This is a genomic window from Nocardia thraciensis, assembly GCF_054782435.1.
Window position 1 is genome coordinate 298,592 of the sequence record NZ_BAAGSM010000017.1, and the last position, 16,845, is coordinate 315,436.

Here is a 16,845-nt window from a genome sequence, read left to right on the forward strand (position 1 = left end):
AGTGCCGCGATCGCGTGGGACAAGGGTGGACGTACTGCCGTGGCCGCATGCCTGACCGTGGCAGGGTGCGGCGGTGAGTAAGGAGCCCGCGCGGCCGGTGGCCGGGCTCGCGCCGGTGAGCCGGCGCGCCCGCGATGTGCTCGAGCGACATCCCGTGTGGTGCCGGGTTTTCGGCGCGATCGTGGCCGGACTGCTCCTCTACGCCAGCTTTCCGCCGCGGACCTGCTGGTATCTCGCCCCGCTGGGGATCGCGCTGCTGACGCTGGTGGTGCGTGGAGACGGCAGGCTGCGCGGTGGGCTCGGGTACGGCCTGTTGGCGGGGCTGGCGTTCTTCGTTCCGCTGCTGCCGTGGACGGGGATATATGTGGGGCCGGTGCCGTGGCTGGCGCTGTCCGGCGCCTGCGCGGTCTACGTCGGCCTGTTCGGGATGCTAGCGCGCCTGGTGGGGGCGCTGCCCGGCTGGCCGCTGTGGGTGGCCGCGACGTGGACGCTCACCGAATGGGGTCGGTCGAACTTCCCGTTCGGCGGATTCCCGTGGGGGCGTTTGGCGTTCGGGCAGGGCGACGGCTGGTATCTGCCGATCGCCGTGCTCGCGGGCGCGCCCGGGGTCAGCTTCGCGGTCGCCCTCACCGGAACGGCGTCGGCGGCCCTCCTGCTTCGACTCGGCGACCGCCGAAAGCCTAGGTGGCTGCCCGGAATTAGCACTGCCGCAACGATTGTGGCTATCATCCCGTGTACCGGAGTGATCCTCCGGACCGCGTTGCCCGCCCCGGACGACGGCGACCGGCCGATCACGGTCGCCGCGATCCAGGGCAGCGTGCCGCGGCTCGGACTGGACTTCAACGCCCAGCGCCGCGCGGTCCTGGACAATCACGTCCGCCGCACCGAGGAACTGGCCCGCGCCGTCGCCGCCGGGCAGGCCGCCCAGCCGGATGTGGTGATCTGGCCGGAGAATTCGTCGGATATCGATCCGCTGCGCAATGCCGACGCCGCCGCCGAGATCGCCGCCGCGTCCACCGCGATCCACGCGCCGATCCTGGTCGGGGCCGTGCTGGTGAACTCCGACGACACCACCACCAACTCGGTGATCGTCTGGAACGGCGACGCCGGACCGGGGGAGCGGCACGACAAGAAGATCATCCAGCCGTTCGGCGAGTACCTGCCGCTGCGAGGCTTTTTCCGGCACTTCTCGGAGTATGCCGACCGCGCGGGGCATTTCGTGCCGGGCTCCGGCGACGGCGTGGTGCACGCGCGACCGGCCGGAGGTGGTCCGGAGGTGACCATCGGCGTCGCCACCTGCTATGAGGTCGCCTTCGACCGCGCCTTCGAGGACTCGCTGCGCGCGGGCGCGCAACTGCTCACCGTGCCGACCAACAACGCCACCTTCGGCGACAGCGAGATGACCTATCAGCAACTGGCCATGTCGCGCATCCGCGCGGTGGAACACGGGCGGGCGCTGGTCGTGGCCGCCACCAGCGGGGTCAGCGCGATGATCACCGCCGACGGTGCGGTGGCGCGCCAGACCCCGAAATTCGTCCCGGCCGCGCTGGAGTCGACGCTGCCGCTGCGCACCGCGACGACACCCGCGACGCGGATGGGACCGTGGCCCGAACGAGTGTTGTGTATCCTTGCCGCGGCTGTTGTTGTGGCTGTGGCTATTCGACGGCGAATTTCGCCGCCGGAACATCCGGGCGATGAGGACGTCGTCGGCGGCCGGATGCGGCGCTAGCCGCGCGCGCAGTCTCCCCCGACAAGCGAACACCCCGAACACGGCAGGGCCGGTGCGACCGCGAACCATCGGCCCGCGCCGCCGCGCATGGTTCGCCAGAACGTTGCGCGGATCTGTTTACAGGCAAGTTCTCTGTGTTGATCAGCGTTTTGTGTGCAAGAGACGGTTATATCGCGAAGTTTGCGAAGAGATTGCCTACTAAATGGTCTCGCCGCCAACGTCGTTCGAAGTGAAACATCTCGAGATCGCTACCGATCCGCCCGACCCGATGCTCCGAATCATAGGGCGTGGATCACGTCCTACGGCGGACGCGTGCGCGCGTCCGCCGCAGTGTCGTTCTCGTGGGCTCGGGGAGATGCGTCAACAGCGGCAGAACGGAGTGATTGATGAGTTCATTGGCCACGGATCGTGTCGACCAATGCTCTTCCGGCGAATTCTCAGCACAACCCTTCGCACTGTCGCCCGCGCAGACCGCCATCTGGTACGCACAGCGGATCCGGCCGGACGTCCCGCTGACGATCGCGCAGTATGTCGAGATCCACGGCGACCTCGACGTCGGCCGCCTGCTCTACGCGATCGAGCGATTCGGGGCCGAGGCCCAGGTCGGTCACGTGCGGCTGGTCGAGATCGACGGCATCCCGCACCAGGTGGTGGATCCCGCGCGGCGGCCGGGCTGGGCCCGCGTCGATCTGCGGCACGAGGCGGATCCGCGCGCGGCGGCGCTGCGCTGGATGAACGAGCATGCCAGCAAGCCCCTCGACCTGGAGCGCGATCCGCTGACGACCAACGTCGTCCTGCGCACCGGTGACAGCGACTACATCTGGTACTGCCGGGGCCACCACATCGTCATCGACGGCTACGGGGCGATGAACGCCCTCACCCGCACCGCGGAGATATATACGGCACTGGAGAACCACACCGAGCCCGTCGCCTCGCGCGCCACTCCGCTGTCCGAGCTCTACGCGGGGGAGTCGAGCTACCGCGAGACCGGCCGCTTCCGCGCCGACCGGGAGTACTGGACGGCGCAGCTGTCCGGCGTGGGCGCGCCGATGAGCCTGTCCACCACCGGAATCGCCGCCGCGCTGCCCGACGCGGGTCGCCGCATCGCCGCCGCCGTCCTCGAGCCCGAGGTCGAGATCGATCTCTCCGGCGCCACCGCTACCTTCGACACGCAGAACTCCACGTTGTTCGTGGCCGCGCTGGCGTGCTACGTGCGCGCCGCCACCGGCAACTCCGATGTGGTGCTGAGCCTGCCGATGTCGGCGCGCACCACGGTCGCGCTGCGCCGTTCGGCCGGTGTGGTGTCCAATGTGGTGCCGATCCGGATCCGCTTCGACGACGACACCACCGTGCGCGACGTGGTCAAGGCGGCCGAACTGCAGATCACCGGCGCCCTGCGGCATCAGCGCTACCGCCACGACGACATCCGGCGCGACTGCGGCTACTCCCGCGACGCCCGCGGATTCTTCGGCCCGATGGTCAACATCATGCTGTTCCACAGCGAGCTGCGCTTCGGCAGTCTCGCCGGTTCGCTGAACGTGCTGTCCACCGGGCCGGTCGAGGATCTGTCGATCAATCTCTACAACGGCGCGGGCAACCGCATCCACGTCGACTTCGAGGCCAACCCGCAGCTGTACTCCGACGCGGAGCTGACCCGCCACCACGGCCGCTTCCTGCATTTCCTGGCGCAGCTGCTGGCCGCCGACCCGGACACCCCGGCCGCCGCCGTGCCGGTGATCACCGCCGCCGAGCGCGATCTGGTGCTGCGCGAATGGAATTCGACGGATGTGGCGCGCCAGGAGGGCACGCTCGCCGGGCTGTTCGCCGACCGCGCCGCCGCGTGCCCACAAGCGGTCGCGCTCGAATTCGGCGACGAGGCGGTGAGTTACGGCGACCTGCGTGAGCGGGTCAACCGACTCGCGCGGGAGCTGATCGCGCGCGGCGCCGGTCCGGATGTCGTGGTGGGCCTGGCGATCCGGCGCGGTATCGACCTGCTCGTCGGCATGTACGCCATCGTGCAGGCGGGCGCCGCCTACCTGCCGATCGATCCGGACCATCCCCCCGAGCGCACCGGCCGGATCCTCGACCAGGCGCGCCCGCTGTGCGTCCTCACCGTCGCGGGCACGGAGATCGCGATGCCCGAGGAGACCGAGCGGCTCGACATCGACACGCTGGACCTGTCCGGCCGCGACGGCGGCGCGGTCACCGACGACGACCGGCGCGCGCCGCTGCGGCCCGATCACCTCGCCTACGTGATCTTCACCTCCGGCTCCACCGGAAAGCCCAAGGGCGTGGGCGTTTCACACGCCGCGATCGTCAACCGGCTGCGGTGGATGCAGCACGAGTACCCGCTCGACGACACCGACGCGGTACTGCAGAAGACGCCCGCCACCTTCGACGTCTCGGTGTGGGAGTTCTTCTGGCCCTTGCAGATCGGCGCCCGGCTGGTGATCGCCGCCCCCGACGGGCACAAGGATCCGGCGTACCTGGCCGCCCTGATCGCCGAACGTGGCGTCACCACGGCGCATTTCGTGCCGTCGATGCTGTCGGTCTTCGTCACCGACACCGACGTCAGCGGCTGCGCGAGCCTGCGACGGGTGTTCTGCAGCGGGGAGGCGCTGCCCGCCGCCACCGTGCGCGACTTCCACGCGGCGCTGTCGCGGTCGGGCGCGGCGCCGGAGCTGCACAATCTGTACGGCCCCACCGAGGCCGCCGTGGACGTCACCGCCTGGCCGTGCGCCCCGGACCAGGACAGCGTGCCGATCGGCGCGCCGGTGTGGAACACCCGGACCTACGTGCTCGACGAGCGGCTGCGACCGGTGCCGCCCGGCGTCGTGGGCGAACTCTATCTGGCGGGCGTGCAGCTGGCGCGCGGCTACCTCGGCCGGCCGGCGTTGAGCGCCGAACGGTTCGTCGCCGACCCGTTCGCGGCCGACGAAGCGGGCCGCATGTACCGCACCGGCGACCTGGTGCGCTGGCGGGCCGACGGCGCCCCCGGCGTCCTGGAGTACCTGGGCCGCACCGACTTTCAGGTCAAGGTCCGCGGCCTGCGCATCGAACTCGGTGAGGTCGAGGCGGCGCTGCTGGCCGACGACCGGGTCGCCCGCGCGGTGTGCGTCGCGCATTCCGCACCGGGCGGCGACGAACTGGTCGCCTACGCGGTGGCGGCGCCCGGCGCCGCCCTCGAGCCGCCGGAGGTGCTGGCCGGGCTGCGCCGCGTCCTGCCCGGCTACATGGTTCCGGCGCACCTCACCGTGCTTCCCGAGCTACCGCTGAGCGCCAACGGCAAGGTCGACCGAAAGGCCCTGCCCGCACCGGAATCCGGCGTGCGGCGGTCGCGGTCGGCCACCGGGCCGCGCACCGAGGTGGAGCGGCGGTTGTCGGGCATCTTCGCCGAGGTACTCGGCACGGGGGAGATCGGCGTCGAGGACAGCTTTTTCGACCTTGGCGGCAACTCGCTGTCCGCGGCCCGCGTGGTGGCCCGGGTCAACGCCGGTTTCGGCGCCGGGCTCACCATCCGCGACCTGTTCGAATCGTCCACGATCGCATCCCTGGCCGCCCGCTTCGACGCCCACAACCCCGACGCGTCCTCGCCGAAACTTGTTGCCGCGCAACGCCCGGAGCGGATCCCGCTGTCGCTGGCCCAGCAGCGTCTGTGGATCTTGAACCGGTTCGCCGAACATGCCTCGTCCTACAACATGCCGCTGGCGGTCGAGCTGACCGGGCCGCTGGATCTCGCCGCCCTGCGCGCCGGGCTGCTCGATGTGCTGGAACGGCACGAGAGTCTGCGCACCACCTTCCCGGACGCGCCCGGGTCCGACTCGCCCGCGGCCGCCCCGGGCCCGATGCAGGTGATCCACCCGGCCGTGGAGATCCCGCTGACCCTGGATCCCATCGACGCCGCCGGCGCCGACGCGCTGGAGCTGGCCACCGAGTACGCCCGCTACGGATTCGATCTGCGCAGCCAGGCCCCGATCCGCGTGGCGCTGTACGCCACCGGCCCGGATACACACCTGTTTCTCGTTGTGCTGCACCACATCTGCGGCGACGGCTGGTCGGTGGCCCCGCTGGCCCGGGACCTGATGGGTGCGATCGCGGCCCGCGCCGCCGGTACCGCGCCGCGCTGGTCGCCGCTGCCCGTGCAATACGCCGACTACGTGCTGTGGCAGCGCGAATTGCTCGGCGACGAGAGCGATCCCGCGAGCGCGCTGTCGCGGCAGCTGGCCTACTGGCGCTCCGCACTGGCCGACCTGCCCGATCAGCTGGACCTGCCGATGGACCGCCCGCGTCCGGCGCGGCGCACCGCCGAGGGCGGCACGGTGGAGTTCACCATCCCCGCCACGACGCGGCGGGCCATCGCCGCGCTGGCGGCCGACCGCGGCGTGAGCACCTTCATGGTGCTGCACGCGGCGCTGGCCACCCTGCTGTCGCGGCTGTGCAACACCGGCGACATCGCGATCGGCACGCCGATCGCGGGCCGCTCCGATCCGGCGCTCGACGACCTGGTCGGCATGTTCGTCAATACCCTGGTGCTGCGCACCCGCGTCGACCCGGCCGCCGGTTTCGATCGGATGCTGGACCGGGTGCGCGAGACCGATCTCGACGCCTTCGCCAATTCCGACGTGCCGTTCGAGCGGCTGGTCGAGATGGTCAACCCGGCCCGCGACGCCGGGCGGCATCCGCTGTTCCAGGTGATGCTGTCCTACGAGAACGTGCCGGAGCTGCGCATCGATCTGCCGGAGGTCAGCGCGCGGGTGCTGCCGATGGATGTCGGCGTCGCCAAGTTCGACCTGCAGCTGACCGTGCACGAGCCCGGCGGCGGGCACGGGCCGGGGTCCGCGGCCGGGGACGAGGGCCCGCTGACCGCCGAATTCGGCTACGCCACCGACGTGTTCGACGCCGCGACGGTGGAGGCGATGGCGAAGCGGTTCGTCCGCCTGGTGACGGCGGCGGTGGCCGCGCCGAGCGTGCCGGTGGGCGACCTGAGCATCCTCGACACGCGCGAGACCGGGAACCTGGTGCCGATCCAGGGCGCACCCGGCGAACCGGCGATCACGCTGTCCCGCCTGCTGACCGAGACCGCCGCCCGGCTGCCGGACGCGGTCGCGGTGCGCTACCAGGGCCACGACACCACCTACCGGGAGCTGGACGAGACGTCGAACCGGTTGGCGCGCGTGCTGATCGAGCACGGCGCCGGGCCCGAAGTGGTGGTCGCGATCGCGCTGCCGCGCGGTCTGGACTCGATCACCGCCGTCTGGGCGGTCGCCAAGACGGGCGCGGCCTATGTGCCGATCGACCCGGACTATCCGGCCGACCGCATCGCACACATGCTGTCGGACTCGGGCGCCATGCTCGGCCTGACCGACGCGGAATGCCATGCGGCCATGCCGGATTGGCCGGTGCGCCGCGGACGCCACCACAAGCAGTACGTCGACTGGCTGCTGATGGGCTCGCCCGCCCTGCGGACCGCCGTCGAGCAGTTCCCGGCGACGGCGGTGACCGATGCCGACCGGCACCATCCGCTGCGCACCGCCCACCCGGGCTACCTCATCTACACCTCCGGGTCGACCGGCACGCCGAAGGCGGTCGTGGTGACCCACGGCGGGCTGTCGTCGCTCGCGAACGAGCAGGTGCATCTGTTCGGGGTCACCGATTCCGCACGCACGCTGCACTTCTCGTCGCCCTCGTTCGACGCCTCGGTGCTGGAGCTGCTGCTCGGATTCGCCGCGGGCGCCACCGTCGTGGTCGCCCCGGCGGGTCTGTACGGCGGGGTGGAGCTGGCGCGGCTGCTGCGCGAGGAGCGGGTGACGCACGCCTTCATCACCCCGGCCGCGCTGGGCACGGTGCCGCCCCAGGGCCTCGACGACCTGGAGGCCGTGATCGTCGGCGGCGACGCCTGCCCGGAGGAACTGGTGCAGACCTGGACGGCCGGGCACCGCATGCACAACATGTACGGCCCGTCCGAGGCCACGGTCGCCGCGACCGCGACTGGACCGATGGCGGCCGGTCGGCCGGTGCCGATCGGCCTGCCCGTGCGCGGGATGCGGCTGTTCGTGCTCGACGGCCGCCTGCATCCCGTGCCGCCGGGCGTCCCGGGCGAGCTGTACCTGTCCGGACCCGGCCTCGCCCGCGGCTACCTGGGCCGCCGCGGCCTGACCGCGCAGCGGTTCCCCGCCAATCCGCACGGCCGCCGCGGCGAGCGCATGTACCGCACCGGCGATCTGGTGGTGGCCGACGCCACCGGGCAGCTGCGGTTCCTCGGACGCGCCGACGACCAGGTGAAGATCCGCGGCTTCCGGATCGAGCTCCGGGAGATCGACCACGTGCTGCGCGCGCACCCCGGGGTCCGGTTCGCGCTCACCGTCGTGCACGCGGGGGAACACGGAAACGCCCGGCTCGCTTCGTATCTCACCGCCGACGGCGAGATCGATCCGGTGGCGGTGCTGGAGACCGCGCGGCAGCGGCTGCCCGCCTACATGGTCCCGGCCGCGGTCACCGTGCTCGACGAGGTGCCGATCGGCCCGTCGGGCAAACTCGACCGCAAGGCCCTGCCGGAACCGGAATTCGTCACCGCGGGACCGTCGCGGGCGCCGGAGTCGGAGCTGGAGCAGCAGGTCGCCCAGATATTCGGCGCCGTGCTCGGCCATCGGGTGCCCGGGGCCGAGGACAGCTTCTTCGACGCGGGCGGCAATTCGCTGCTCGCCACCCGGCTCACCTCCGCGCTGCAGGCCGAATTCGGTATCGACCTGCCGGTGCGGGTGATCTTCGAGGCGCCGACGGTGGCCGGGGTGGCGGCGCGGCTGGCCGACGCGCCCCGGACGCGGCAGGTCGCGCTCGCCGTGCGCACGCCGCGCCCGGAGCGTGTCCCGCTGTCGCTGCCGCAGCAGCGGGTGTGGTTCCTGAACCGCTATTCGCCCGAGTCCAGCGCCTACAACATCGCTTTCGTGATCCGCGTCGACGGCGACCTGGACGTGGGCGCGCTGCGGGCGGCCCTCGGCGACCTGATGGTGCGGCACGAGGTGCTGCGCACGGTATTCCCCGAGGCGACCTCCGTGGAGGGCGCGGGATCGGCCACCATGGGCGCCTACCAGCAGGTCCTCGACCCGGACCGCTGCCTGCCCATGCTGGAGCCGATCGCCACCGACGAGTCGGGCGCCGGAGCGCAATTGCGCGCGCTCGCGCAGCGCGGCTTCGACCTGACCCGCGAGATCCCGCTGCGCATGACTCTGCTGCGCACCGGCTCGCGATGCCATCTGCTGGGCATCGTGCTGCACCACATCGCCGCCGACGGCTGGTCGCTGGCGCCGCTGACCCACGACCTGGGCGTGGCCTACGCCGCGCGCCGGGGCGGGGTGGCGCCGGCCTGGCCGCCGCTGCCCGTGCAGTACGCGGATTTCACTCTGTGGCAACGCGATTGTCTGGGCCCGGAATCCGATCCGGACAGCCCCGCCGCCACCCAGCTGCGGTTCTGGCGGGAGACGCTGGCGGACCTGCCGGACGAACTGCCGCTGCCCTACGACCGGCCCCGCCCGGCGCAGCCTACCCAGCGCGCCGAAACCGTCCCGTTCGAGATGCCCGTCGACCTGCAGCGCGGCCTGGAGTCGCTGGCCCGCGCCCAGGGCGTCAGCCTGTTCATGGTGCTGCGCTCGGCCCTGGCGGTGCTGCTGCGCGTCGTCACCGGCGGCCGCGATGTGGTCACCGGCACGCCCGTGGCCGGTCGCACCGACGCCCAGCTCGACGAGCTGGTCGGCATGTTCGTCAACACCCTGGCGCTGCGCTCCGACGTGGACCCCGACCGCAGCTTCACCGAGCAGCTGCAGGTCGACCGCGACGGTGAACTGGCCGCCATGGCGCACGCCGAGCTGCCGTTCGACCGGATCGTGCAGGAGCTCTCGCGCGGTGACGACGACCGGTCCCGCACCCCGTCCCGGCCCCTGCTGCAGGTGGCGCTGACCGTGGCGGAGAACGCGGTCCCGGCGCTGGAACTGCCGGGGCTGCGGCTGCGGGCCGACGAACTGGATATCGCGCTGGCCAAGTTCGACCTGGAGCTGCGCGTGCTGCCCGAGCGCGACGGCGCGGGCCGCGAGTTCGAATTCGTCTACGCCGCCGAGCTTTTCGACGCCGAGACGGTCCGCACCCTGGCCGATCGGCTCCTCATGGTGTGTGCCGCGGTCACGGCCGAACCGCGCGTGCGGGTGCGCGATATCGATGCCCGCACCGAACGCGAGCGGACACTGCTCACCCCGGCCTACGGGGCGGTGCCGACCCCGCAGTGCAGCCTGGCGAACTATTTCATCGCCACCGCGCACCTGCATCCGGACCGCGTCGCCATGCGGTTCGGCGAGGTCGAGCTGACCTACGGCGAGGTGGACCAGTACTCGAACCGCCTGGCGCGGGCGCTGATCCGGCGCGGGCTGGGGGCGGGGGACCGGGTGGCGATGGGCCTGACTCGCTCCATCGAATCGGTGGTCACCATGCTCGCGGTGGCCAAGTCCGGGGCGGCCTTCGTACCGGTCGATCCGAACTACCCGACCGACCGGGTGCGCCACATGCTCACCGACTCCGGCTGCTGGAGCGGCATCACGCTGTCGGCGCACCGGGACCGGCTGCGGCAGGCGGCCGTCGGCGGCTACGAGACCCGGTGGCTGCTGCTCGACGATCCCGACCTGATGGCCGAGGTGGAAAGCCTGGACGCGGCCACCGTCACCGACGCCGACCGGGTGCGTTCGGTGTGGACCTCCGAGCTGGCGTACCTGGTCTACACCTCCGGCTCCACCGGCAAGCCCAAGGGCGTGGCGGTCACGCACGCGGGCCTGTCGAATTTCGCCGACGAGATCCGCGACCGGATGTGCGTCGAACGCGAGTCGCGCACACTGCATTTCGCCACGCCGAGTTTCGACGCGGCGATCTTCGATCTGCTGCTGGCGGTCGGCGTGGGCGCCACCATGATCATCTGCCCGCCCGATGTCTACGGCGGTGACGAACTCGCGGAACTGATGGACCGCGAACGGGTCACCCACACCTTCATGACCACCGCGGCGCTGGCCACCATCGACCACGAGCGGTGGCCGCTGCCGCACCTGAAGTCGCTGGTGGTCGGCGGCGAGGCGCTGGGCGCGGAGCTGGTCGCGCGCTGGGCGCCGGATCGCATGCTGTTCAACGGCTACGGCCCGACCGAGACCACCGTGGTCATCACCATGACGGCCCCGCTCACCGTGGGCGAGCCGATCACGATCGGCACGCTGGTGCGCGGCGCCCGGGCGCTGGTGCTCGACGAGCGGCTGCGCCCGGTTCCGGTGGGGGTGCCCGGCGAGCTGTACCTGGGCGGGCAGGGGCTGGCCCGCGGCTACTTCGACCGATTCGGGCTCACCGCGGCGCGTTTCGTCGCCGACCCGTACGGGCCCGAAGGCGCGCGCATGTACCGCACCGGCGACGTGGTGCGCTGGAACGACCGCGGCGAGATCGTGTACCTGGGCCGCACCGACCACCAGGTGAAGATGCGCGGGTTCCGCATCGAGCTCGGCGAGATCAGCGAGGTGCTCACCACCCACCCGGCGATCCGGTTCGCCCACACCGAGGTTCGCGAGATCGCGGGTACCGATCGCATCGTGTCCTATGTGCAACCGGCGGACGGGTCCGGCGCGGCGGACCTCGAGCAGGTGCGCGGCCACGTCGCCGAACGCCTTCCGGCGCATATGGTTCCGAGCAGCCTCACGGTGCTCGACGCCATCCCGCTCACGCCGGTGGGCAAGCTCGACCGCGCCGCGCTGCCGCAGCCGCAACTGGTCGCGACCGTGGCGCGCGAGCCGGAGACCGATACCGAGCGCCTGGTGGCGCGGGTGATGGCGGAGCTGGTCGGGGCCGAGGCGGTCGGCGCCGACGACAGCTTCTTCGAGGTCGGCGGAAACTCGCTGCTGGCCACGCAATTGGTGGCCCGCCTGGCCGCCGCGACCGGCACCCGGCTGGAGGTGCGCACCGTGTTCGCGGCGCCGACGGTGGCCGCGCTGGCCGCCCGGCTGGACAGCGGCGCCGGCCCCGACAGCACCCCGGAACTGGTGCGGCGCTCCCGGCCCCGGCGGGTGCCGCTGTCGGCGGCGCAGCGGCGGCTGTGGTTCCTCAACCGGTTCAACGAATCCGGCGACGGCACGGCGGGCGGCGAAACCGCGGGCGCCTACAACGTCCCGGTGGCGCTGCGGCTGCACGGCGCCCTCGACGTCGAGGCCCTGCGAGCGGCGCTGCACGCGATCCAGGAGCGTCACGAGACGCTGCGCACGGTATTCCCCGAACTGGAGGGTGAACCGTACCAGCGGGTCCTCGACCCCGCCGCGGCCGCGGCCCGGCTGACCGTCGCCGAGGTCGCCGAGGCGGACGTCGAGGCCGAGGTGAAGCGTTTCGCCGCAACGGGATTCGACCTGACCAACACGGTGCCGGTGCGGGCCGCGCTGCTGCGGCTCGGCCCGGACGAACACGTCCTGGTGCTGGTCGTGCATCACATCGCGATGGACGGCTGGTCGCTGGAGCCCCTGGCCGCCGACGTCGCCGAGGCCTATCGCGCGCATGCCGCGGGCGAGACCCCGCGGTGGTCCGAGCTGCCGGTCCAGTACGCGGATTACACGCTGTGGCAACGCGAGTCGTTAGGCAGCGAGGACGATCCGGACTCGACGGCGAGCCGCCAGCTCGACTACTGGCGGCGCGCCCTGGACGGCCTGCCGGAACTGCTGGCGGTGCCCGCCGATCACCGGCGCCCGCCGGTGCCCAGCTATCGCGGTGGCACCGTCGACTGTGAGATCGACGCCCTGACCCACCGCGAACTGCGCGCGGTGGCGGGTCGCCACGGCGTGACCATGTTCATGGTGCTGCACGCGGCGCTGGCGACCCTGCTGCACCGGCTCACCGCCGGGGACGACATCCCGGTCGGCACGCCGATCGCCGGGCGCGGACATCCGGCGCTGGACCCGATGGTCGGCATGTTCGTCGGCACCCTGGTGCTGCGTACGCGGATCGACAGCGGCGCTTCGTTCGGGGAGTTGCTGCACGCGGTGCGCGATACCGACCTGGAGGCGTTCGCGCACGCCGACGTGCCGTTCGAGCGTCTCGTCGAGGTGCTCAATCCGGCCCGCTCGCAATCGCATCACCCGATGTTCCAGGTGATGCTGTCGGTGCGGAACGAACCCGTGCGGGTCCTGGAGCTGCCCGGCCTGCGTATCGAGGCGGGCGACGCGGATCCCGGGATCGCCAAGTTCGACCTGCAGTTCACCCTGACCGAATCCTGGACGCCGGGCGCCGGGGGGACGCGGGAACCGGCCGGAATCACCCTGTCGGTGAACTACGCCCGCGACCTGTTCGAGGAGGCGACCGCGGCGCGGCTGGGCGACCGGTTCGTGCGCCTGCTGACCGCGGCGGCGGCGAATCCGGTACAGCCCGTGGGAGATCTGGAGCTGCTGGCGGCCGCGGAGTGGTCGAGCCTGGCGCCGGTGCGCGGCGCCGCCGCGGACCGTCCCGTCACCTTCCCGGAGGTGTTCGAGGCGGCGGTGGCGGTGAATCCGCGGGCGGTGGCCGTGCGCTCCGGCGACACACAGGTCAGCTACGACGCCCTCGATCGCTGGACCAACCGCCTGGCACGCGTGCTGATCGGGCTGGGCGTCGGTCCGGAAACGCTGGTGGCCCTGGGCATTCCGCGCTCGGCCGAATCGGTGGCGGTGACCCTGGCCGTCGCCAAGGCGGGCGCGGCCTTCGTCCCGGTCGACCCGAACTACCCCGAGCAGCGGATCCGGCATATGCTCACCGATTCCGGTGCGGCCCTGGGCATCACGCTGTCGTCGTGCCGGGAACGGATGCCCGACGGCGCGAGCTGGACAGTCCTCGACGCCCCCTCGTTCCGTCGGCGGGTGCTGGCCACCTCGGACGCGCCGATCGACCCGGCCGAGCGACTCGGCGCGCTGCGCACCGACAACCCGGCCTATGTCATCTACACCTCCGGATCCACCGGCACGCCGAAGGGGGTGGTCGTCACCCACGGCGGCCTGTCGAATTTCGCGGCCGAGACCGCGCAGCGGTTCGACGTGCGGCCCGGCTGCCGCGTCCTGCATTTCGCCACACCGAGTTTCGACGCGGCGATGCTGGACCTGCTGTTCGCCCTGGGCGGAGCGGCCACCCTGGTGGTCACCCCGCCGGGAGTGTACGGCGGGGCGGACCTGACCCGGGTGCTGGTCGAGGAGGGCATCACGCACGCCTTCATCACCACGTCGGCGCTGGGCACGGCCGACCCGGCCGACGTCACCGAGCTGCGGCACGTGCTCGTCGGCGGCGAGGCGCTGCCGCCGGACCTGGTGAGCCGCTGGGGCGTCGACCGCGCCCTGCACAACGTGTACGGGCCCACCGAGACCACCATCGTCACGGTGATCTCCGAGCCGATGCGGCCCGACGACCCGATCACCATCGGCAGTCCGATTCGCGGCGTCACCGCGGTGGTGCTGGATCCGCGCCTGCATCCGACGCCCGTCGGCGTGACCGGCGAGCTGTATCTGGCCGGTCCGGCGCTCGCGCGCGGCTATCTGCACCGGCCCGGCCTGAGCGCGCGGCGGTTCCCGGCCAACCCGTTCGGCAAGCCGGGCGAGCGCATGTACCGCACCGGCGACCTGGTGCGTTGGGTCGACCGCGGCGGCCGCCGCGAGCTGGAGTACGTGGGCCGCACCGACCACCAGGTGAAGATCCGCGGATTCCGCATCGAACTCGGCGAGATCGACGCCGCGCTGGCCCGGCATCCGGCGGTGGAGTTCTCCACCACGATCGGCCACCGCACCCCGGCGGGCGCGACGACGCTGGTGTCGTATGTGAAGCCGCATCCGGGCACCGGGCCGACGGCGGCGGAACTGCACGCACATCTCGCCGAGCTGGTGCCGAATTACATGGTGCCGCAGTCGATCATGTTGCTGGACGCGCTGCCGCTCACCCCGGTCGGCAAGCTGGATCGCAAGGCGCTGCCGGAGCCGGTATTCGGCAACCGGAGCGGCTACCGGGCCCCGGCGACGGCGGCGGAGACGGCGCTGTGCGCGGCCTTCGCCGAGGTGCTGGGCGTACAGAGCGTGGGCGCCGAGGACGGCTTCTTCGAGCTGGGCGGCAACTCGCTGCTGGCCACCAAGGTGGTGGCGCACGCGCGGGCCGCCGGGATCGACCTGCCCGTGCAGGTGATGTTCGGCGAGTCCACACCCGCCGCCATCGCCCGGCGGCTGGCGGCGTCGGCCGGTGACGCGCTGGCCCTGGCGCTGGAGCCGGTGCTGCCGATCCGGCCCGCCACCGAAGCCGGTGCGGCGCCGCTGTTCTGCGTGCATCCGGCGATCGGGCTCGCATGGTGCTACTCGGGCCTGCTCGCGCATCTGCCCGCCGACCGCCCGGTCTACGGGCTGCAGGCGCCCCACGTCGGCGGCGGCGATGACGACAGCTCGATCGTCGAGGCCGCGAAACACTATGTGGCACAGATCAAGTCGATCCAGCCCGAGGGCCCCTACCAGCTGCTGGGCTGGTCGTTGGGCGGCCTGATCGCGCACGAGATGGCGGTTCAGTTGCAGGAGGCAGGGGAGCGGGTGGCGCTGCTGGCCATGATGGACAGCTACCAGCTGTCCGACGAGTGGCTCGAGCACGCCATCCCGGGCGTCGCCGACATCATCGGCGAGTTCGGCAGCGATCTGCTCGGCGGCGACCACGCGGTGGATCCGCGCCTGACCCTGCGGGACGCGGCGGAACTGCTGCGCGGGCGGCCGGGCCCGTTCGCGGCGCTGACCGTCGAGCATCTGCAGCGGCTCTACACCGGCTACGCCAACGGCGCGGTGCTGGCGCACGGTTTCCGGCCCCGCGTCTTCGAGGGTGATCTGCTGTTCTTCACCGCCGCCGACGACGAGATCAACCGGGCCGACCCGACCCGGCGCGCCGAGTCCTGGGAGCCGTTCGTCACCGGCGACATCCAGGACCAGAAGGTGCGCTGCCGCCACTCCGGAATGACCACGCCCGAATCGCTCGCCGTGATCGGACCCGTGCTGCGAGAACACCTGGACAATGCGAAGGAGGCGCGGGCATGAGCCTGGCGGTGGAGGTCGAGGGCCTGGTCAAGAACTACGGGCGCATACGCGTCCTGGACGGGATCGATCTGGACATCCCCTCCGGCACGGTGCTGGGCCTGCTGGGTCCCAACGGCGCCGGGAAGACGACGACCGTGCGCATCGTCACCACGCTGCTCAAACCCACCGCGGGCGAGGTGCGGGTGGCGGGCGTGGACGTGCTCCGCGATCCGGCCCGCGCCCGGACCCGCATCGGCCTGTCGGGGCAGTACGCGGCCGTCGACGCCAATCTGTCGGGATTCGAGAACCTCCGCATGGTGTCGCGGCTGTACGGGATGTCGCAGAAGCAGGCGTCCGTGCGCGCCGCCGAACTGCTGTCGGCGCTGGGTCTGGACCATGCGGCGGACCGGCGCGCGGGCACCTATTCGGGCGGTATGGCGCGGCGGCTGGACCTCGCGGGCGCGTTGGTGGCGCGGCCCGCGGTGGTGGTCCTGGACGAGCCGACCACGGGCTTGGACCCGCGCGGTCGGATGGATATGTGGCGGGTCATCGGCGACCTCGTCGACGACGGCACCACCGTGCTGCTCACCACGCAGTATCTGGAGGAGGCCGACCTGCTCGCCGACCGCATCACGGTCATCGACCGCGGCCGGGTGATCGCCCGCGGCTCCGCCGACGAGTTGAAGACCTCCATCGGCGGCGACCGGCTGACCGTGACGCTGGCCCCCGGGCAGGACCCGGCCCCGGCGCTGTCGGTGCTGGCCCAGGTGGGGGTCGGCGAACCGCTGCACGAGCCCGGGACCGAGGAGGTGTCGGTCGTGGTCGGCGACGGCTCCCGGACCATGGTCGAGGCGCTGCGGCGACTGGACGACGCGGGCGTGTGCGTGGTGGACGCCGCCGTGCACCGGCCCAGCCTCGACGACGTATTCCTGTCGCTCACCGGCACCCCCGCCACACCGGCCGCCGATTCCGAAAAAGACGAGGTAGCAGAGGAGATCATGTCGTGAAGACCGCCGAGCGAGCGGACGCGGGTTCCGTTGCGGTGCAGGAGAAGTCGGCGAC

At 71.9% G+C, this 16,845-nt stretch carries 3 protein-coding genes; all 3 read left to right on the plus strand.

The window, feature by feature from the left end; translation table 11 throughout:
• Nucleotides 1-115: 115 nt before the first annotated feature.
• A complete protein-coding gene (gene lnt / locus ACYVLQ_RS09145) occupies nt 116-1,729 on the plus strand; it encodes an apolipoprotein N-acyltransferase (protein ID WP_460697014.1) in 1,614 nt (537 codons plus the stop codon).
• Nucleotides 1,730-2,115: 386 nt separating this feature from the next.
• The gene (locus ACYVLQ_RS09150; protein WP_460696955.1) at nt 2,116-15,804 is read left to right on the plus strand and encodes an amino acid adenylation domain-containing protein; all 13,689 of its coding nucleotides are present in this window, start codon (nt 2,116-2,118) and stop codon (nt 15,802-15,804) included.
• A complete protein-coding gene (locus ACYVLQ_RS09155; protein WP_460696956.1) occupies nt 15,801-16,790 on the plus strand; it encodes an ATP-binding cassette domain-containing protein in 990 nt (329 codons plus the stop codon). The genes ACYVLQ_RS09150 and ACYVLQ_RS09155 overlap by 4 nt, the downstream gene beginning before the upstream one ends.
• Nucleotides 16,791-16,845 lie beyond the last annotated feature (55 nt).